The 19873-nt window shown below is 71.0% G+C and carries 13 protein-coding genes; 6 read left to right on the top strand and 7 right to left on the bottom strand.

The genetic code is table 11. From position 1 onward, the window contains the following. Nucleotides 1-247: 247 nt before the first annotated feature. A complete protein-coding gene (locus ACIQ5Y_RS26605; RefSeq protein WP_403885390.1) occupies nucleotides 248-1795 on the top strand; it encodes a M1 family metallopeptidase in 1548 nt (515 codons plus the stop codon). A gap of 56 nt (nucleotides 1796-1851) precedes the next feature. On the opposite strand, the gene ACIQ5Y_RS26600 is transcribed toward ACIQ5Y_RS26605, so the two are convergent. Then, entirely contained in the window at nucleotides 1852-2760 is a 909-nt protein-coding gene (locus tag ACIQ5Y_RS26600) for an oxygenase MpaB family protein (protein ID WP_403885387.1), read from the bottom strand. A 209-nt stretch (nucleotides 2761-2969) separates the two neighbouring features. Here ACIQ5Y_RS26600 and sph point away from each other — a divergent pair, with 209 nt between their 5' ends. Further along, on the top strand, nucleotides 2970-3956 hold the full coding sequence (gene sph, locus ACIQ5Y_RS26595; RefSeq protein ID WP_403885384.1) for a sphingomyelin phosphodiesterase: 987 nt from the start codon (nucleotides 2970-2972) through the stop codon (nucleotides 3954-3956). A 73-nt stretch (nucleotides 3957-4029) separates the two neighbouring features. Here sph and ACIQ5Y_RS26590 read toward each other — a convergent pair whose 3' ends face one another. The 5 genes from ACIQ5Y_RS26590 to ACIQ5Y_RS26570 all read right to left on the bottom strand — a co-directional run bounded on the left by ACIQ5Y_RS26590 (nucleotide 4030) and on the right by ACIQ5Y_RS26570 (nucleotide 11789). Continuing rightward, on the bottom strand, nucleotides 4030-4662 hold the full coding sequence (locus ACIQ5Y_RS26590; RefSeq protein ID WP_403885381.1) for a DUF2461 domain-containing protein: 633 nt from the start codon (nucleotides 4660-4662) through the stop codon (nucleotides 4030-4032). 90 nt (nucleotides 4663-4752) lie between these two features. Continuing rightward, on the bottom strand, nucleotides 4753-6408 hold the full coding sequence (locus ACIQ5Y_RS26585) for a bifunctional aspartate transaminase/aspartate 4-decarboxylase (RefSeq protein WP_403885378.1): 1656 nt from the start codon (nucleotides 6406-6408) through the stop codon (nucleotides 4753-4755). Between the two features lie 17 nt (nucleotides 6409-6425). Then, nucleotides 6426-8132 carry an aspartate-alanine antiporter gene (gene aspT, locus ACIQ5Y_RS26580; protein WP_403885375.1) on the bottom strand — a complete coding sequence of 569 codons (1707 nt, stop codon included), beginning with the start codon at nucleotides 8130-8132 and terminating at the stop codon, nucleotides 6426-6428. Between the two features lie 25 nt (nucleotides 8133-8157). Next, the gene (gene aspT, locus ACIQ5Y_RS26575; protein ID WP_403885372.1) at nucleotides 8158-9834 is read right to left on the bottom strand and encodes an aspartate-alanine antiporter; all 1677 of its coding nucleotides are present in this window, start codon (nucleotides 9832-9834) and stop codon (nucleotides 8158-8160) included. 122 nt (nucleotides 9835-9956) lie between these two features. Next, nucleotides 9957-11789 (bottom strand): AMP-dependent synthetase/ligase, encoded by a 1833-nt coding sequence (locus ACIQ5Y_RS26570; protein ID WP_403885369.1) that lies wholly within the window; start codon nucleotides 11787-11789, stop codon nucleotides 9957-9959. An 85-nt stretch (nucleotides 11790-11874) separates the two neighbouring features. Between ACIQ5Y_RS26570 and ACIQ5Y_RS26565 the strand changes: the two genes are divergently transcribed. The 4 genes from ACIQ5Y_RS26565 to ACIQ5Y_RS26550 all read left to right on the top strand — a co-directional run bounded on the left by ACIQ5Y_RS26565 (nucleotide 11875) and on the right by ACIQ5Y_RS26550 (nucleotide 17597). Then, complete coding sequence (locus tag ACIQ5Y_RS26565) at nucleotides 11875-12612, top strand: MerR family transcriptional regulator (protein WP_403885366.1); 738 nt, start codon at nucleotides 11875-11877, stop codon at nucleotides 12610-12612. 469 nt (nucleotides 12613-13081) lie between these two features. After that, nucleotides 13082-13909, top strand: a complete 828-nt coding sequence (locus ACIQ5Y_RS26560; protein ID WP_403885363.1) for an FAD binding domain-containing protein — start codon at nucleotides 13082-13084, stop codon at nucleotides 13907-13909. Beyond that, entirely contained in the window at nucleotides 13906-16632 is a 2727-nt protein-coding gene (locus ACIQ5Y_RS26555) for a molybdopterin-dependent oxidoreductase (protein WP_403885360.1), read from the top strand. The genes ACIQ5Y_RS26560 and ACIQ5Y_RS26555 overlap by 4 nt, the downstream gene beginning before the upstream one ends. After that, the gene (locus ACIQ5Y_RS26550; RefSeq protein ID WP_403885357.1) at nucleotides 16629-17597 is read left to right on the top strand and encodes an antibiotic biosynthesis monooxygenase; all 969 of its coding nucleotides are present in this window, start codon (nucleotides 16629-16631) and stop codon (nucleotides 17595-17597) included. The genes ACIQ5Y_RS26555 and ACIQ5Y_RS26550 overlap by 4 nt, the downstream gene beginning before the upstream one ends. Before the next feature lie 67 nt (nucleotides 17598-17664). Here ACIQ5Y_RS26550 and ACIQ5Y_RS26545 read toward each other — a convergent pair whose 3' ends face one another. Continuing rightward, nucleotides 17665-19836 carry a 3-hydroxyacyl-CoA dehydrogenase NAD-binding domain-containing protein gene (locus ACIQ5Y_RS26545; RefSeq protein WP_403885354.1) on the bottom strand — a complete coding sequence of 724 codons (2172 nt, stop codon included), beginning with the start codon at nucleotides 19834-19836 and terminating at the stop codon, nucleotides 17665-17667. Between the last annotated feature and the right edge of the window lie 37 nt (nucleotides 19837-19873).

Below are 19873 nucleotides of genomic sequence, written 5' to 3'. Positions count from 1 at the left end.
CGGGGCGCGCCGCCGTGCCAGACGCGGCGGCCGCGCCGCAGGTCACGGCGGTCTGGGGCACCCGCGCGGTGCCCCCGGACGCCGACCGAGCCCGGTGGAACAACCCCCTCACCCCGCGGGGCGCGACGGCCGGATGACGTTCGTGTGAAAGCAGGGGCCATGGACATGACCTGATGCGTCACGCGTGAATACCGTCGGACGACGAGACCTTGAACCGATGTGTCTCCCCTACCACTTGGAGCCATTCGTGCACCGCAAAGTCATCGCCCCGAGCGTGCTCGCCGCTTCCCTGCTGCTGGTGATCCCGGCATCCGCGGCGAGCTACGGTCCGGGCGCCCCGGGTATCGGCGACCCCTACTACCCGGCCAGCGGCAACGGCGGATACGACGTGTCGCACTACGACCTGCGCCTGCAGTACCAGCCGCAGACGGACCTGCTCGAAGGGACCGCCACCCTCCTCGCCACCGCCAAGCAGGACCTGTCCCGCTTCAACCTCGACTTCGGACTCCAGGTCAGCGAGATCAGGGTCAACGGCGTCAAGGCGAAGTTCGCCACCTCCGGCACCCAGGAGCTGGAGGTCACCCCGGCCAAGGCGGTCGCCCGCAACACCCCGCTCACCGTCGTCGTCAAGTACGCGGGCAAGCCCTCCGAGCTGAAGGTGGACGGCTGGACGGCCTGGCACCGCACCCCCGACGGCGGCGTGGCCGCGCAGGAGCCCGACTCCGCCATCTGGTGGTTCCCGAGCAACGACCACCCGCTCGACAAGGCCACCTTCGACGTCTCGGTCAACGTCCCCGACGGCACCCAGGCCATCAGCAACGGCGTGCTCCAGTCGCAGACTTCACGGCTCGGCTGGACCAGGTACAACTGGCGTTCCAACAAGCCCCAGGCCACCTACCTGGCCACGCTCGCCGTCGGCAAGTTCGACATCACCACCGACAAGACGGCGAGCGGGCTGCCGATCCTCAACGCCTACAGCAAGGACCTCGGCGACAACGCGGGCGCGGCGCGCGCGAGCGTGGAGCGGACCGGCGAGGTCGCGGAGTGGCTGGAAGGGGTCTTCGGGCCGTACCCCTTCAACGCGCTGGGCGGCTACGTGCCGAACGTCACCGCCGGCTTCGCGCTGGAGACGCAGACCCGCCCCTTCTACGGACCCCGCCAGTTCCAGAACGGCGCGAACGTCTCGGTGGTCGTGCACGAGCTGGCCCACCAGTGGTACGGCGACAGCGTCTCCGTGGACGGCTGGAAGGACATCTGGATCAACGAGGGCTTCGCCCGCTACAGCCAGTGGCTGTGGTCGGAGAAGGAGGGCGAGGGCACCGCGCAGGAGCTCGCCGACTGGGCGTACGCCCAGCGCCCGGCGGAGGACCCGTTCTGGCAGGTCAAGCCGGGTGACCCCGGTCCGGAGAACCAGTTCCACGGAGCCGTCTACGACCGCGGCGCCATCGCCCTGCAGGCGCTGCGCAACGAGATCGGCGACAAGAAGTTCTTCGAGATCCTCAAGGGCTGGCCGACCGAGCGGGCCTACGGCAACGCCAGGGTCGGGGACTTCGTCCGCTATGCGGAGAAGGTCTCCCGCAAGCCGCTGGCCCAGCTGTTCGAGACCTGGCTCTACACCCCGGGCAAGCCCGACGCGTCGGCCCTGAACCCGGCGGCCGCCCGGTCCGGGGCCCGTTCGGCTCAGCAGTCCGCCCCGGCGAAGCCGGCCGCGGAGCCGAAGTCCTGGAAGAAGATCGCGGAGACCAACACCATCCACGACGCCGAGCACGGCTCCGGGCCCGGCCACCGGCACTGAGCCCGCGCGGCGCCCGCGGCCCCCGCGTCCGGCGGGGGCCGCGCGTGCGGCGCCGGTCAGCGGCTGCCCGCATGCCAGGCGGCGCGCGCCCGGTAGGCGATGGGCAGGTACCGCAGCCGCTCGGGCAGCAGGGGTACGAGGATCCGCGCGGCCGTGCTGAACCGGCGCAGCCTGCGCTCCTGGGCCGGGCTCCACTCCAGCCCGAGGGCGGCGCGCGCTTCGGGCGGCATGTACCCGACGGTGACGAACGCGCGCAGGCGCAGGAACGCCACGCGCAGCGCCGGCCAGGTGAGCCGCAGCAGGAGCCGTACGACGGCCGAGCCGGCCTCGGGCGGGGGCAGCGGCACGTCGGTGGAGAGGAGCTCGCGGGCGACCTTGGTGGGCTCGACCTCCTCGGCCAGCATCCGCCCCCAGTACGTCCAGTACTCCTCGATGCTCTGCGGCATGTCCCGGTCGCGCAGCCCCAGGATCCTGCCGACCTGGAGCCACTCCCGGTAGAGCTGGCGCTCCTGCGCCGGGGTGAAGCGGCGCAGCAGGTAGCGCCCGGCGTAGAGGTAGACCGGGAAGCCGGTGGCGTGCACCCATGCGTAGCAGGCGGGGTCGAGGGAGTGGTACGGGCGGCCCCGGGTGTCCGTGCCCCGGATGTCCTTGTGCAGGCGGCGCACCCGGCGGCCCTCCTCGGCGGCCTCCTCGCCGCCGTACACCCACAGCTGGACCGACCGCAGGGAGCGTTCGCCCCGCCCCCAGGGGTCGGTGCGGAAGACGGAGTACTGGTCGACGCCGGCCCCGATGGCCGGGTGGGCGACCTGGAGGGTGAAGGCGGCGGGCAGCATCAGCAGGGCCCGGACGTCGCCCGCGATGGTCCACAGCACCCCGCCGCGCGGGGGCGGCTCGGGGTCGGTCCGGCCGCCGGGCGTCCGGTGCGCTCCGGCCCCGGGGACCGTCGGCCGCTCGGTCCCGCTCATGTGCGCCCCCTGGGTGTAGATCTCGCCGATTCCCAGTATGACCTGCGGACGAGCAGGGCCGCCGGGCCCGACCGCCGCGCTCGGCGGCACCCGGGTCGCCACCTTGTCGCGGCCCGGACAGAAAGTCGCTGCACGGGTGTTACCCAGAGGTAACCGCGGCTGCTTGGATGGCGGAGCCGATCTTCCCCCGCAGGAACGATGGAGTCCTCATGCTGCCTTCCTCCCGCCGTCACCGCACCGCCGCCGCCGCTGTGGCCGCGATCGCCGCCGGCACCCTGGCCGCCACCACCGCGCCCGCCGCCACGGCCGCGGAGAGCGCCGCCGCGCCGCGGCTCAGCGTCCTGTCGTACAACGTGTTCCTGATGAGCAAGAACCTGTACCCGAACTGGGGCCAGGACCACCGGGCCGCCGAGATCCCGAAGGCCTCCTTCTTCCAGGGCCACGACGTGGTCGTGCTCCAGGAGGCCTTCGACAACGGCGCCTCGGACGCGCTCAAGGCCAACGCGGCCGGCCAGTACCCGTACGCGACGCCGGTCGTCGGCCGCAGCAAGAGCGGCTGGGACGCCACGGGCGGCGCGTACTCCTCCACCACCCCGGAGGACGGCGGGGTCATGGTGCTCAGCAAGTGGCCGATCATCCGCAAGGAACAGGTGGTCTACAAGGACGCCTGCGGTGCCGACTGGTGGTCCAACAAGGGCTTCGCCTACGTGGTGCTGAACGTGAACGGCACCAAGGTGCACGTGGTCGGCACCCACGCCCAGTCCACCGACCCGGGCTGCGGAGCGGGTGAGGCCGCGGAGATGCGCGCCCGTCAGTTCCGCTCCATAGACGCGTTCCTGGACGGGAAGAACATCCCGGCGAACGAACAGGTCATCGTGGCGGGCGACATGAACGTCGACTCGCGCACACCGGAACTCGCCTCCATGCTGGCCAACGCCGACCTGGCGGCCTCCGACACCCGTACGGGCCACCCGTACTCCTTCGACACGGCGCTGAACTCGATCGCCAACTACCGCTACCCGACGGACCCCCGCGAGGACCTGGACTACGTCCTGTACCGCAAGGGCAACGCCCGTCCGGCGGGCTGGGAGAACAACGTGGTCAAGGAGGAGTCGGCGCCCTGGACCGTCTCCAGCTGGGGCACCTCCTACACCTACACCAACCTCTCCGACCACTACCCGCTGATCGGGCGCTAGTCCGGACGAGGGGGGTGCGACCGGCCCCGCCGGCCCGCACCCCCACCACCCCGCCGCGACCTTCCCGGCCCCGCTACCGCTCCCCGGGAGCGCCGGCGTGCGTGGCGCACCACTCGGCGAACGGGCGCAGGGCCCGCCAGGACGTGCGTACGCGGTCGAGGGCCTCGGGGGTGCTGACCCAGGCGTCGGGTGGCCAGCCGCGGTGGGCGTAGATGCTGCGGTACCGGAGCAGGTCGAGGCGGGGATGGTCCTCCGCGACGCCGCGCGGCCGGGTCTTCAGCCGCTCGCCCGCCAGCTCGAACCCGTCCGCCTGGAGGGTTTCGAGGATCGCGGCCAGTTCCGTGCCGGGACGGTCGGCGTCCACGGCGGCCCGGTAGCGGGCGAGCTGCTCGCCGGAAGGCCCGTGGAGCCCGGCGGCGACCAGGAGGCCGTCCGCGTCGACCGCGACGTAGTAGCCCTGTGAGGTGTGCGCGCCCTGTTGGGTCTTGTAGGGCGATTTGTCGGCGGAGAAGCGGACGTCGCGGTACGGGCGGAAGATCTTCGCCGGGCCGAACTCGGCTTCGAGTTCGGCGCACAGTTCTTGGATCGGCTCGCGGACGGCCGACTCGTACGTCTCCTTGTGGGCGGCCCAGTAGCTCTTGGAGTTGTCCGCGGCCAGGGCCTCGTAGAAGGCGAACGCCTCCTGGGGGAATCCGGAGAAAGCCATGACGCCAGTAGACACCGGCGGGCCACGCCACGCAGCGCGCGGAAAACGGGGTGCGACACGGACGGCCGTGTCGCACCCTTCCGCATCCGCTCAGCCGGCGGCCTTCGCTCGCTCCCATTCCGTGGCGTAGTCCTGGAAGATCTCCCGCAGGTGGTGGCCGATCTTCAGGTAGTCCAGGTCGTCGAGGTTGGCCAGTGAGACCCGCACGGACCACTCGGGCCCGTCGAACCCGCCGCCGTTGAGCAGCACCACCGAGGTCTGCTCGGCGAGCCTGAACAGGGGGTCGACGGGTTCGTAGTTCTTCTCCAGGAAGTCCGCGAAGTCCTTGCCGTGGACCCGTTCGGCCTCGGCCAGCAGGTCGAGTTCGATGTAGTAGCCGGCCCGCCCGTCGTCGTCGGCGATCTTCATCTGGGCGCCCTCCAGCAGGAGCCCGAGGCGCCGCCGGACGGTCTCGCGGATGCGCTCCTTGTACGCCTGCCCCTCGTCCAGCAGGTCGAAGAGCGAGAACAGCGTCATCATCACCTGCTGCGGCAGCGAGAGGCCCGCGGTGTGGTTGAGGGCCACCGAGCGGGAGTCGGCGACCATCCGGTCGATGAAGCGGATCTTCTCCGGCTCGAGGCTGAGGGTGCCGTACCGCTCGGCCAGGCGGTCCTTCTGCTCCTGCGGGAAGTTCGCGATCATCTCGTCGATGACGTTGTCGTCGTGCAGCCCGATGACACCGAGCCGCCAGCCGGTGCAGCCGTAGTGCTTGGAGTACGAGTACACGAGCAGGGTGTTGCGGGGCAGGTCGGCCGCGACCGAGCGGAAGCCGGGCACGAAGGTGCCGTAGACGTCGTCGGTGACGATCAGCAGGTTGGGGTTGGTGGTGGCGACGATGTCCCGCAGCTGGTTCGCGACCCGCTCGCTGAGCGCCAGCGACGGCGGGTTGCTCGGGTTGACCAGGCAGACGAGCCTGACGGACGGGTCGGCGAGCTTGGCCACCTCCTCCTCGGGATAGCGCCACTGCCGCACTCCGGTCTCGGCGAAGAGGCTCGCCGAGACGTTGACCACCTCGAACTCGAAGGTGTCGAGCTCGGGGATCTCGATGTACGGGGTGAACACCGGGGTCATCAGGGCGATCTTGTCGCCCTTGCGGAGGATCCCGTTCTTCATCAGGGAGTCGAAGACGTAGCACATGGCGGCCGTGCCGCCCTCGGTGGCGAACAGTGACAGGTCGCCCCGCGGCGGGCGCTTGTCGAAGAGCTCGTCGCCGACGTAGCCGCGCACGATGTGCTCCGCGTGGGTCAGCATCCGGTCGGGAACCGGGTAGTTGTCGCCGGTGATCGCGTCGGTCAGCTCGTGGATGAAGGCGTCCCGGTCGAACGGCCAGCGTGTGAGCGCGTACTCGACGCACGCGGACAGCAGCTCCACGCCGGGCAGTTCGGGGTGGCGGCGCACCCACGAGTCGAAGCGGTGCCCGATGCCCTTCTTCTCCGGCATGCCGCCGAGGTTGTCCGCGGTCCACACCCGCCGGGACTCGTCGAGGGCGAAGTAGCCGAGGGCGTGGAAGGCCTCGCGGGGGCCCGTCGCGATCCAGTTCGGGTTGCCCCGGCCCGCGTTGAGCATGGCCCGGGCGGTGGTGTCCTTCTGGCCCGGCTTGTCGGCCTGGACGGCGGTGGCCAGCTGGATGAACTTGTCCTTCAGCTCGAAGGGGCTGAGCTGGGCGAGGGACTGGATCTCCTCGCGGCTGAATGTGGTCTCGGGCACGGCTTTCGGTCCTTCGTTCAGTGGTGGAGGAGGACGATGACGGCGCCCCAGATGGTCAGCAGTACGTTGCCGACGGCGTACGGGATCGTGTAACCGAGCACCGGCACCTGGGACCTGGACTGTTCGTTGATGGCGCCGATCGCGGCCGTGGTGGTCTGCCCGCCCGCGAGGACGCCCATCAGGATCGGGAAGCGGATCTTCTGGATGTGATGGCCGACGAGGAAGCCCACGACGAGCGGGATCAGGGTGGCGACGGCGCCGAAGACCAGCAGCCCCCAGCCGGCGGTGGCCAGTCCGCTGGTGAAGCCGGGCCCGGCGTTGATGCCGACGACCGCGACGAAGATGCAGAGCCCGAGGGTGTCCATGAACCACTGGGCACCGGGCGGGACGTTGCCGTACGTCGGGTACTTGCCCCGGATCCAGCCGAAGACCAGACCCATGATGAGCGCGCCGCCCGAGGTGGACAGCGAGATCGGGACTCCGCCGGCGGTGAGCGCGGGGATGCCGAGGCAACCGCCGAGGAAGATGCCGGAGCCGACCCAGATCATGTCGGTGGCGAAACTGGTCGGCACCGGCTTGCCGATGGCCCGGCCGGCCGGGTCCACCAGCCGCTGGGGGCCCGACAGGACGACGGTGTCACCCCGTTCCAGCTGCGTGGAGAGCCGGTAGGGGAACTCCGCGCCCGCCCGGTACAGCTTGTCCACGTAGACGCCGACCATGAAGGGTTCCTTGCGCAGCTCCGCGATGGACTTGCCCAGCTGGGCCTTCTCGGAGGCAACCACGTGCAGGGTCTCGGTCTGGTAGCCGAGCAGCTCGACGTCGTCGGCCTCCGCCCCGATGTTGGCGCGGGGGTCGAACTCCACGAGCGAGCCGCGCAGGGCGCTGACGGCGACCGTGTCGCCTTCCCGCAGCACGGTCTGCTGGGAGTGTTCGAGGATCTTGCCCTCGCGGCGGATCCGGGTGAGGTAGATCCGGCGGCCGAGCCCCTTCTGCTGCTGTTCGAACTCCTCGATGGTGCGCCCGGCGAGGTGGTCGAGCCCCTGGAGGGTGTAGGCGCGCAGGACCACTTCGTAGTAGCCCTCGTGCAGGTCGGGGTTGTCCTCCGGCGCGTCGAGTTCCCGGGCCAGCCGCGCGCTCTCGGCGGCCAGGTCGCGGCGGTAGAGCCGGGGCAGGACGTTGGCCAGGAGCAGTGCGCAGAGGATGGTGCCGAGCGGGTAGGTGACGGCGTACCCGATGGCGACGAGGTTCTCCTGTTCCGTGACCTGGTCGGGGGTCAGTCCCGGGAGGCTGCCGATGGCGTCCTGGGCGACGCCGATGACGGCGGACTGGGTGAGGGCTCCGCCGAGCAGACCGGCGCTGAGGCCCGGGCCGTAGCCGAGGAACGCGGCGAAGCCCCAGCAGACCAGCAGCCCCGTGACGCAGACGACGACCGCGTTGAGGACCTGCGGGAGGCCGTCCTTCCTCAGCCCGCGGAAGAACTGCGGTCCGACCTTGTAGCCGAGGGCGAACAGGAACATCGTGAAGAAGAGGTTCTTCACCGTGCCGTCGATGGTGATCTCGAACTGGGCTCCCAGCAGGAGTCCGACGATCAGGCAGCCGGTGACCGCGCCGAGGCCGATGGCCCTCCAGCGGAGCTTCCCGACGAGGAAGCCGAGCGCGACCGTGAGGAAGACGAGCAGTTCGGGGTGGGGATGGAAGACGTTGCGATTGAGGAAGTCGATCATGTGGTGGCCGTCCGTTGCGAGGCGGTCAGGCGCCGAGGACGCCGACGAGGATCGGACCGGTGAGCGGGAGCAGGAAGTTGGAGAGGGCGTAGGTGACCGTGTAGCCGAGCATCGGCACGGAGCTCTGGGCCACCTGGGTCACGGAGGTGATGGCCGGTGTGGAGCACTGCTGGCCCGCGATGGCGCCGATCAGCAGCGGACTCTCGATCTTCAGCAGCTTGCGGCCGATGACGAGCGAGAGCGTGGCCGGCACGAGGACCATCGCGATCCCGGCGAACGGCAGCAGGGCCCCGTACTCCTTGAGCAGCGGCCAGGCCTGCGGGCCCGAGGTCAGACCGGTGCAGGCGATGAACACCGCGAGACCCAGGTCCTTGATGGTGGTGGCGGCTTGCGGCGGGAACGCGCCGAAGGTCTGCCGGCCGGCGCGGAACCAGCCGAAGAGCAGTCCGGAGACCAGGCAGCCGCCGCCGGTTCCCAGCGACAGCGGGACGCCGCCGAAGGTGACCGCGATCTGGCCGATGAGCGAGCCGACGACGATGCCGAGGCCCAGGTAGACGAAGTCGGTGGCGTCGTTCTTGGCGACCGTGCCGATCTTCTGGACGACCCGGTTCAGGCCCGCCCGGGCACCGACCAGCGTGACGACGTCCCCGCGCTGGACGACGGTCTCCGGCGTGGCGGGCAGGTGCTGTTCTCCCCGGAGCACGTCGGTGACGTACACCCCGTCGCGCAGCTCGGGGTGGTCGCGCCCGATCCGGTCCAGGGTCTTTCCGGACACGGCGCGGTCGGTGACCGCGATCTGGCTGGTGGCGAGCGGGGTGTCCACCCCGGGGATGCCGGGGGTCTCGGGGCCGATGGAGCGGCCTGCCTCGATGGTGTTGGCCCGGCGTCCGACGACCAGCACCAGGTCGGAGAGGGTCAGTTCGAGCCCGGGCTCGGGCGTGAGGGTCCTGGAGCCGCGTTTGACGGCCTCGACGGTGACGCGGCCTCCGTGGTCCGACTCCAGCTGCCCGACGGTGCGGCCGTCGGCGTGCGTGACCAAGTACGTACGGCCCACCAGGCCGGGCAGTGACGCGCGCTCGTCGCTCTGCAGGCCGCCCCCGCCGCCGCGCATCCGCTCCCACACGGCGCGGGAGGCGTCGCGCAGGTTGACGCGCAGCAGCATCGGCATGATCTGGCTGGTGTAGATGACGATGGTGACCAGGCCGAAGAGGTAGCAGACCGTGTAGGCGGTGGCCACGTGGCCCTGGTACGTGCTGATCTGCTCCGGCGTCAGGCCCGGGAGGTTGCCGATCGCCTCGGTGGCGGTGCCGACGACGGCGGACTCGGTGGCCGCCCCGGCCAGGATGCCGGAGGCGGTGCCGACGTCGAGGTCGAAGGCCTTGGCCAGGAAGTAGGCGATGCCGAGGACGCTGACCAGTTCGATCAGGCAGAGGGTGAAGAAGCGCAGGCTCTTGCGGTTGAGGTTGGCGAAGAACTGCGGTCCCGCCAGGTAGCCGAGGGCGAAGATGAAGAGCGCGAAGAAGACGGTCTTCACGTCGTCGTCGATCACGACCTTGGTCCAGGCGCCGAGCAGCAGGGCCACGATCAGCGTGCCGCAGATGCCGCCGAGGGTGATCGGGCCGACGCGCACCTTGCCGACCAGGTAGCCGAGGGCCAGGCAGAGGAAGAGGGCGAGTTCGGGGTGGTCAGTGAGCACGCCCATCGGCACTCACCCGGCCTCGTCCCGTGGCGGATTCGGGCTCGGATTCAGGAGGGTCGGATATCCACATTTGCCCATCCTTGTCCGGTGGGTGGCAGGCCGCCCACCGGACACGCCCATACGGGTTACGGAGTCTCGCGCGCCTCCTCGTACAGGCCCTCGATCAGGTCCCCGTACTTCTCCCGGACCACCCGGCGGCGGAGCTTCAGCGACGGGGTGAGCTCTCCGGTCTCGGGGCCCCACTCCTCGGTCAGCAGCCGGTACCGCTTGATCTGCTCGGTACGGTTCAGCCTCGCGTTGGCAGCCTCGACCGCGCGGGCGATCTCCTCCCGGACGGCCGGGTGTTCGGCGAGCGCGCCGGGCGAGGCGGCCTCGATGCCCCTGGCCGCGGCCCAGGCGGGGGCCAGTTCCGCGTCCAGGACCAGCAGGGCGACGAGGTAGGAGCGGCCGTCGCCGTGCACCAGGGCCTGGCCGATCAGCGGGTGCTCCTTGACGGTGTTCTCCACCAGGGCCGGCGAGACGTTCTTGCCGTTCGAGGTGATGATCAGTTCCTTCTTGCGGTCGGTGATCCAGAGGAACCCGTCCTCGTCGAGCCGGCCGATGTCCCCCGTCGGGAACCAGCCCTCGGCGTCGGAGGCGCTGTCCACCGATCCGTCGGGGCGCAGATAGCCCGCGAAGACGGTCTCGCCCCGGGTGAGGATCTCCCCGTCCTCGGCGAGCCTCAGCTCCAGCCCCTCGATCGCGCGGCCGACCGAGCCGAGCCGGAAGCCGTCCGGGCTGTTGACCGTGCACACGCCGGAGGTCTCGGTGAGCCCCCAGGCGTCCATGATGGTGATCCCCCAGCCGGCCCAGAAACGCACCACGTCGAGCGGCATCGGCGCGGTGGCGCTGGCCGTCCAGACGAGCCGGTCGAGGCCCGCGAGGCGCAGCAGCGGGTCCAGGACCCGTTCCTTGGCCGAGGCGTACGAGTCCTCCAGCTCGGCCGGGACCTCTTCGGCCCGCTCCCGGTGGCCGGCCCGGGTGCGGGCCAGGTCGCCCGCGGCCTCGATGGCCCGCCGCTGCTCCTCGGGGAGCTGCGCGAGGACGGCCCGTACGGAGGCGGCGAGCTTCTCCCAGACCCGCGGCACCCCGAAGAACTGCACGGGGTGCAGTTCGCGGACGGCGGCGGACACGGCGGTCGGGTCGGCGCACAGCCGGACGTGGGCGGCGCGCAGCAGGGGCAGGTAGATGCCGAGGACGCGCTCCGCGATGTGCGCGAAGGGCAGGTAGCAGATGTGCTCGGCGTGCTCGGGCAGTTCGACGTGCCGGTCGAGGCGGACCGCCTGGAGCACCAGGTTGCGGTGGGTGAGGCGGACGCCCTTGGGGTCGCCGGTGGTGCCCGAGGTGTAGACGACGGTCAGCGGGTCCTCGGGGGCGGTGTCCTGCCAGGCCTTCTCGAAGGCCTCGGCCCCGTACAGCCGGGCACCACTCGCGTACAGGGAGCCGTAGGTGGCGTGCGGGCCGGCCTCGGCGGGCTCGGCGACGACCAGGCGTTCCAGGGGCGTGCTGTCGTCGGCCAGCAGCGGCTCCCACCGGGCCAGTTCCCGGGCGCCCTCGACGACGGCGATCCTGGCCCGGCTGTGGCGGGCGATGTGGGCGATCTGCTCGGGCGCGGAGGTCCCGTACACGGTGACGGGGACGGCGCCGAGGTGGACGAGGGCGAGGTCGCTGAGCCAGTGCTCGGGGCGGTTGCCCATCATCATCAGGACGTGCTCGCCGCGCTCGACGCCGAGGGCGGCGTATCCGGAGGCGAGGACGGCGACCTTGCGGCGGACCTCGCTCCAGGTGAGGGTCTCCCAGCCGTCTCCCGAGCGCCACGAGAGGGCCGGCAGGTCCCCGTGTTCGGCGGCGTTGCGGGCCAGCAGGGCGGGGAAGGTGATCTCTTCGGGTCGTCCGGGCAGTCGCAGGTTCGTGGTCATGGGCAGCTCCTGGCCGTTTCACATCGTTGGTGCGACAGCAATACTGTTGAACCCAAGCCGTGCAGCAGAGAGCGAGGCGCAGACGATGGCCGACCAGGCACCCGAGCCGATGCTCACCGTCGACGAGCTGGCGGCCAGGGCGGGCGTCACCGTGCGCACCGTACGGTTCTACAGCACGCGCGGGCTTTTGCCCCCTCCCGTGATCGGACCTCGTCGGGTGGGCCACTACGGGCCGGAGCACCTGTCGCGGCTGGCGCTGATCGAGGAGCTCCAGCACCAGGGGATGACCCTGTCGGCCTGCCAGCGCTATCTGGAGGCCCTGCCGGACGATCTGAGCGCGCACGATCTGGCGATCCACCGGGCGATGGTGGCCAGTTGGGCCCCGGACGCGGCGCAGGAGGTCTCGCGGGCGGATCTGGAGAAGCGGGCCGGGCGGAGCCTGTCGGACTCCGACGTGCGGCGGCTGACGGCGATGAACGTGCTCGCGGCCTCGGGCGACGGGTTCCGGGTGGACGTGGGGCTGCTGCGGCTGGGGGTCGCGCTGCTCGACGTACCGATCGCGCACGAGACGATCCTGGCGGCGCGCACGGTGCTGACGGAGCACACGCGGTCGGCGGCGCACGAACTGACGGCGCTGTTCCGGGACGAGGTGTGGGGTCCGTTCACCGAGGGCGAGAGCGATCCGGAGCGGGTGGAGTCGATGAAGGCGCTGTCGGCGCACATGCAGCCGATGGTGGTGCAGGCCCTGGTGACGGCCTTCCAGCGGTCCCTGCGCGAGGAACTGCGGGCGGCGTTCGAATCCGGCGAGCAGCCCGGCGCGTAGTACGCGCGAGCGGTACGAACACGGCGGGCTCGCCCGGCGCCGTCGGTCCGGCCAGGGCGCCGGCCCCGCGCGGCCGGTGACGCGCGCGCCGAAACCGGGCGCCTGCCCCGGACCCCGGCTCGACGCGCGGGGCCGGGCGCGACGCATGGGGCCGGGCTCGACGCGCGGGGCCGGGCGCGACGCGCGGGGCCGGGCTCGACGCGCGGGGCCGGGCTCGACGCGCGGGGCCGGGCTCGACGCATGGGGCCGGGCTCGACGCGCGGGGCCCGGGGCCCGGCCTCGGCACGCGGCCCCGGCCCGGCCGCGCGGGCCGGCTCGGCGCGCGGGGCCGGCCTCGGCGCCCACGGCCCAGGGCCCGGCCTCGGCGCGCGGGGCCGGACCGTCCTGGGTACCGTGAAGGGGAAGCTCCGTGCCGGGCCGGTCCACCCCTGAGCAGTTCACGATGCCTTCGTGAGGGAGCTCGATTCCCATGGACCTCAACACCATCACCGAAGTCGTCCGGCGGCCCGCCGACCGGCCTGGCTCCGACTGGCACGACGGGGACGCCTGGCTCGCGGGCGGCACCTGGCTGTTCTCCGCGGAGCAGCCCGATCTGCGCCGCCTGGTCGACCTGACGTCGCTGCCCTGGGACCCCCTCGTCCCCGGCGACGCAGGCCTGGAGATCGGTGCCACGTGCACCATCCGCGACCTGTACGCCTTCGCGCCGCCCGCGGAGTGGACCGCGGGCGGCCTCATCCGGACGGCCTGCGAGGCGTTCCTGTCCTCGTTCAAGGTCTGGAACGCGGCCACCGTCGGCGGGAACATCTGCATGTCGCTGCCGGCCGGCCCGATGATCACGCTCTCGGTCGCGCTGGAGGCGCGGTACGAACTGTGGGCCGCCGACGGTTCCGTACGCACCGTCGACGCCCTCGACTTCGTGACCGGGAACAACCGCAACGTCCTCGCGCCCGGGGAGATACTGCGCCGGATCGACATTCCGGCGCACGCCCTGCGCAAACGCGCCGCCCACCGCCGCTTCACCCTGACCCACCTCGGCCGCTCGACCGTGTTCCTCATCGGCACGCACACGCCCGGAACGAGCAATCTGCTGCTCACGGTCACCGCGGGCACCACGCGGCCGGTGCGGTTCGCCTTCGAGAGCATGCCCGATGCCCACACCCTGCGGGAGAGCATCGACGCCATCCCCGCCGACGTGTGGTTCGCCGACCCCAACGGGACGCCCGACCACCGTCGTCACCTGACGCGGCACTTCGCCGAAGAGATCCGCGGCGAACTCATCCATGGGGGCCCGGCATGACCTACCTCGTCAACGGACGGAGCTTCGACGCGGAGCCCGGGCCCGGCCAGTGCCTGCGCACCTTCCTGCGCGCGCTCGGCCACTTCGGCGTCAAGAAGGGCTGCGACGCGGGCGACTGCGGCGCGTGCACCGTGTGGCTGGACGGCGTTCCGGTGCACAGCTGCATCACCCCGGCCTTCCGCGCGGAGGGCCGTGAGGTGACCACGATCGAGGGGCTCGGCTCGCCCGGCGACCTGCATCCCGTGCAGCAGCGGTTCCGGGACGCCCCCGGCTTCCAGTGCGGTTTCTGCACCGCGGGGATGATCATGACCTCGGCGACCTTCACGGAGGAGCAGAAGGCCGACCTGCCCCGGGCGTTGAAGGGCAACCTCTGCCGTTGCACCGGATACCGGGCGATCGAGGACGCGGTCAAGGGCGTCGCCCACGTGCAGACCGCCGCCCCGGGCAAGGCCGTCGGAAGGAGCGTCGGCGCGCCCGCCGCCGAGGACGTGGTCACCGGCCGGGCCGAGTTCACCATGGACACCCGGATGGAAGGGATGCTGCACCTCAAGGTGCTGCACTCGCCCCACGCCCACGCCCGGATCGTCTCGATCGACAAGTCCGCCGCCCTCGCGGTCCCCGGTGTCCAGCGCGTCTACACCTGGCAGGACGTGCCGCGCAAACGGTTCACCACGGCGATCCACACCGACCACCTCGTCGATCCGGACGACACCTACATCCTCGACGACACCGTCCGCTTCGCAGGACAGCGCGTCGCCGTCGTCGCCGCCGACACGGTCGGTGCGGCGGAGGAGGGCTGCCGCAAGCTGGTCGTCGAGTACGAGGTGCTGCCCGCGGTCTTCGACCCCGAGGAGGCCATGGCCGACGGCGCACCCCAACTGCACGACTCCGAGGATCCGTTCGTGCGCGACTCCGTCCACAACCTCCTGGTGGAGATCCACTCGCACGTCGGCGACGTCGACGCGGGGTTCGCGGCGGCCGACGTGATCCACGAGGGCACCTACTCCTCGCCGCGCGTGCAGCACGCCCACCTGGAGACCCACGGCTCGATCGCCTGGATGGAGGACGGCCGGCTCAACGTGCGCACCAGCTCGCAGTCGCCGTCGATCGCCAAGGTCAAACTGGCCTACCTGTTCGCGCTGCGCCCCGACCAGCTCCGCGTGTTCTGCAAGCGCGTCGGCGGCGGTTTCGGCGGCAAGCAGGAGGTCATCACCGAGGACCTGGCCGCCCTCGCCGCCCTGGACACCGGGCGGCCCGTCTGCTTCGAGTTCACGCGCGAGGAGGAGTTCACCACGGCCTCGCCCCGCCACCCGATGAAACTGACGGTCAGGCTCGGCGCGAAGGACGACGGCACGCTCACCGCCCTGCAGGTCCGCAACGTGTCCAATACGGGCGCCTACGGCAACCACGGCGGGGAGACCCTGTACGCGGGCGGCTCCGCCGTCATGCTCTACCGCTGCCCCAACAAGAAGTACGACGCCTACTCCGTCTACACGAACATCGTTCCGAGCGGCGCCCTGCGCGGGTACGGGATGACCCAGCCGGCCTTCGCCGTGGAGTGCGCGATGGACGAGTTGGCCCTCGCCCTCCACATGGACCCGCTCGAACTGCGCCGCCGCAACATCGTGCGCCCCGGCGATTCGCTCATCGCGCTGCACGACGGCCCCGACGACGTGATGTTCAACGAGGACGGGCTCGCCAAGTGCATCGACCTCGTGGCCGGCGAGCTGGCCCGGACGGCCGACCAGCCCTCCCCCGGCCCCGGGTGGCTCGTGGGGACCGGCATGGCCAGTTCCATGCACGAGACCGCGCCCCCGACGGAGCACATCTCCGAGGCCTGGGTCACGCTCGGCGACGACCTGGTCTACGAACTCGCCATCGGCACGGTCGAGTTCGGCGAGGGCACGTCGACCGCGCACGTCCAGATCGCGGCCAACCAGCTGGGTACGACACCGTCCCGGATCCGCCTGGTGCAGTCGGACACCGACCGCACCGGGTTCGACACCGGCGCCTTCGCGAGCGCGGGCCTGTTCGTGGCGGGCAACGCCGTCCTGCGGGCGGCCAACGCCGTGCGCGACCGCATCCTGGAGTTCGCCGCCGCGGAAACGGGCGTCCACGTCGTGATGTGCTCGATGGACGACGACCACGTCCTCTGCGGGGACGACCGCGTGCCCCTGGCCGATCTCGTCGCCGTGGCCCGCGACCGCGGCATCCGGTTCACCGCCGCCCGCAAGGCCTACGGCTCGCCCCGCAGCGTCACCTCCAACGCACAGGGGTTCCGCATCGCCGTCCACCGGGTGACCGGTGAGATCCGCATCCTCTACAGCGTCCACGCGGCCGACGCGGGCGTCCTCATCAACCCCGAGCAGGTCCGCGGCCAGGTCGACGGGGGCGTCGCCCAGGGCATCGGATTCGCCCTGACCGAGAACTTCATGGTCGACGCGGACGGGGTCATGTCCAACCCGAACCTGCGCAACTACCGGATCCCCACCTACGCCGACGTGCCGCGCACCGACCTGCTCCTGGTGAGCTCCGCCGACTCCGTCGGGGCCATGCACTCGAAGGGGATGGCGGAATGCTGCATCAACCCGGTGGCGCCCGCGCTGGCGAACGCGCTGCGCGACGCCACGGGAGTCCGCTACCGCGAGCTGCCCCTCACCCCGGAGCGGATCTACAGCCGGCTCGGTGAGAGCCAGTCGGCCCGGCGGGGCCCGAGACGATGACCACCGGGCAGCAGGCCGGCGCCGCGGCCACCGTCATCATCGGTCACCGGATCCGGCCCGGCATGGACCGGGAGTACGAGAAGTGGCAGGAGGGCGTCAACGCCGCCGCCTCCCGGTACGCCGGGCACCTGGGCGCCGAGGTGACCCCTCCGACGGAGCGGCAGCCCGACTGGGTCGTCGTCTACCGGTTCGACTCGATCGCCCATCTGCAGGCCTGGATGAACGGCGCGACCCGGCAGCGGCTCCTCGACATCGGGGAGGAGTTCTTCGACGGCCCCGGCACCCAGCAGGTCATCAGCGGAGGCAGCCTGCCCGAGGACCCACTGGTGACCGTGGTGGTGACCCACCGGGTCCACCCGGACCAGGTCGACGACTTCCTCCAGTGGCAGCGCCGGATGAGCGAGGAGGAGGGCAGGTTCCCGGGCTTCCGAGGCACCGAGATCTTCCGCCCCGTCGAAGGCCTCCAGGACGAGTGGACCACCCTGTACCGCTACGACAACGCCGAACACCTCGACGCCTGGCTGACGTCGGAGAAGCGGCGGCAGATGCTCGCCGAAGGAGAGAGGTTCGACTTCAAACTCCACACGATCGAGAACTCGTTCGGCAGCTGGTTCGCGTTCGAGGAGAACGGCAGGGAAGCACCGCCGCCCTCGGAGACGAAGACCGCCATAGCGGTCTGGGTGGGCCTCTACCCGACCGTCGTGCTGCTGGCGCTCGCCCTGTCCCCGCTGAAGCTGCCGATCTGGATCGGGCTGCTCATCGGCAACCTGCTGTCGAGCCTCGCCATGAGCTTCTTCACCATGCCGTACTACGTGAACAGGCTGCTCAGGCGGTGGCTGTGGCCCGCGCCGGACGCACCGCCGCTGCGGACCAACCTCGTCGGACTCGGCATCGTCGCGGCGGCGCTCGGGTTCTGGGCGATCGTCTTCTACCTCGTGACCCGGCAGTTCTGGACGCTGCCCTGAACGGACGGACCCCCGAAACGGAAAGGCGGGCCGGGAAGGAACCGGCCCGCCTTCCGCGTGCGCCTCGCTAGTCGGTGTACGTCTCGCCCCGTCCGGCCTTCTCCACCAGGGAGGCCGGCGGGGTGAAGCGCTCCCCGTACTGCGCGGCGAGCTCACGGGCGCGGGCCACGAAGCCCGGCAGGCCGCCCTCGTAACCGTTGATGTACTGGATCACGCCACCGGTCCAGGCCGGGAAGCCGATGCCCATGATCGAACCGATGTTGGCGTCGGCGATCGAGGTCAGGACCCCCTCGTCGAGGCAGCGGACGGTGTCCAGGGCCTCGGAGAAGAGCATCCGCTCCTTCATGGCCTCGAACGGGATCTCCGCGTCCGGCTTGGCGAAGTGCTCGCGCAGCCCCGGCCAGATGCGGGTGCGCTTGCCGCTCTCGTCGTACTCGTAGAAGCCGGCGCCACCGCTGCGCCCGGGGCGGCCGAAGTCGTCCACCATGCGGTCGATGACGGTGTCGGCGGGGTGCTCCGACCACGCCCGGCCCTCGGCCTCGAAGGCCTTGCGCGTCTCGTTGCGGATCTTGCGCGGGAGGGTGAGGGTGAGCTCGTCCATCAGCGAGAGGACCTTGGCCGGGTACCCGGCCTGGGCCGCGGCCTGCTCGATCGAGGCGGGCTCGATGCCCTCGCCGACCATCGCAACGCCCTCGTTGATGAACTGGCCGATGACCCGCGAGGTGAAGAAGCCGCGCGAGTCGTTGACCACGATCGGGGTCTTGTTGATCTGGCGGACCAGGTCGAAGGCACGGGCGATGGCCTCGTCGCCGGTCCGCTCCCCCTTGATGATCTCGACGAGCGGCATCTTGTCGACGGGCGAGAAGAAGTGCAGCCCGATGAAGTCGACGGGCCGCGAAACCCCCTCCGCCAGGCCCGTGATGGGCAGCGTGGAGGTGTTGGAGCACAGCAGCGCGTCCGGTGCGACGACGTCCTGGATCTCCTGGAACACCTTGTGCTTGAGGGCGGTGTCCTCGAAGACGGCCTCGATGACGGCGTCGCAGCCCGCGAGGTCGGCGGCGTCCGCGGTCGGCGTGATCCGGGCGAGCAGCTCGGCGCGCTGGGCCTCGGTGGTACGGCCGCGCGATACCGCCTTGTCGAGCAGCTTCTCGGAGTACGCCTTGCCCTTCGCGGCGGCCTTGGCGGAGACGTCCTTGAGGACCACCTCGATGCCCGCGCGGGCACAGGAGTAGGCGATGCCCGCGCCCATCATCCCGGCACCGAGCACGGCGACCTTGGCGACCTTGCGCGGGGCGACGCCCTGCGGGCGGCTGCGACCCGCGTTGACGGCCTGGAGGTCGAAGAAGAACGCCTGGATCATGTTCTTGGCGGTCTGCCCGGTGACCAGCTCGGTGAAGTACCGGGCCTCGATGGTCAGCGCGGTCTCGAAGTCCACCTGGGCGCCCTCGACGGCGCAGGCGAGGATGTTGCGCGGCGCCGGGTACGGGGCCCCGTTGAGCTGCTTCTTCAGGTTGGCCGGGAAGGCCGGGAGGTTGGCGGCGAACCGCGGGTTGGACGGCGTACCGCCCGGGATCTTGTAACCGGGGACGTCCCAGGGCTGCTTCGACTCGGGATTCGCGTCGATGAAGGCACGGGCCTTGGCCAGCATCTCCTCCGGGGTGGCGGCCAGTTCGTGGACCAGGCCGTTGTCCAGGGCGCGCTGCGGGTTGTACTGGGTGCCCTGGAGCAGCACCTTGAGCAGGGCGTCGGCGATGCCCATGAGACGGACGGTGCGGGTGACGCCGCCGCCGGCCGGGAGCAGGCCGAGGGTGACCTCGGGCAGGCCGATCTTGGAACCGGGGGCGTCGAGGGCCACGCGGTGGTGGGAGGCCAGGCAGATCTCGTAACCGCCGCCGAGGGCCGTGCCGTTGATCGCGGCGACGACGGGCTTGCCGAGGGTCTCGATGCGGCGCAGCGAGTGCTTGATGGCGGTGCCGGTGTCGAAGGCCAGCTGCGCGTGCTCGGGGCGCAGTTGGATCATGTCCTTGAGGTCGCCGCCCGCGAAGAAGGTCTTCTTGGCGGAGGTGTAGATGATGCCTCGGATGGAGTCCTTCTCGGCCTCGGCGCGGTCGGCGACGGCCGCGATGGAGTCCTTGAAGGCCTGGTTCATCGTGTTCGCGGACTGGTCGGGGTCGTCGAGGACCAGGGTGACGACGCCGGTCTCGTCCTGTTCCCAGCGGATCGTGGTGGACTCGCTCATGTTCGCTACTTCCGTGTCAGAGAGGAGGTCTGGGGGA

Origin of the sequence: Streptomyces sp. NPDC096339 (genome assembly GCF_044762985.1) — a bacterium.
In the GTDB taxonomy this organism is placed as follows: Bacteria; Actinomycetota; Actinomycetes; order Streptomycetales; family Streptomycetaceae; genus Streptomyces.
This window is presented reverse-complemented; position numbering and strand designations above follow the sequence as displayed.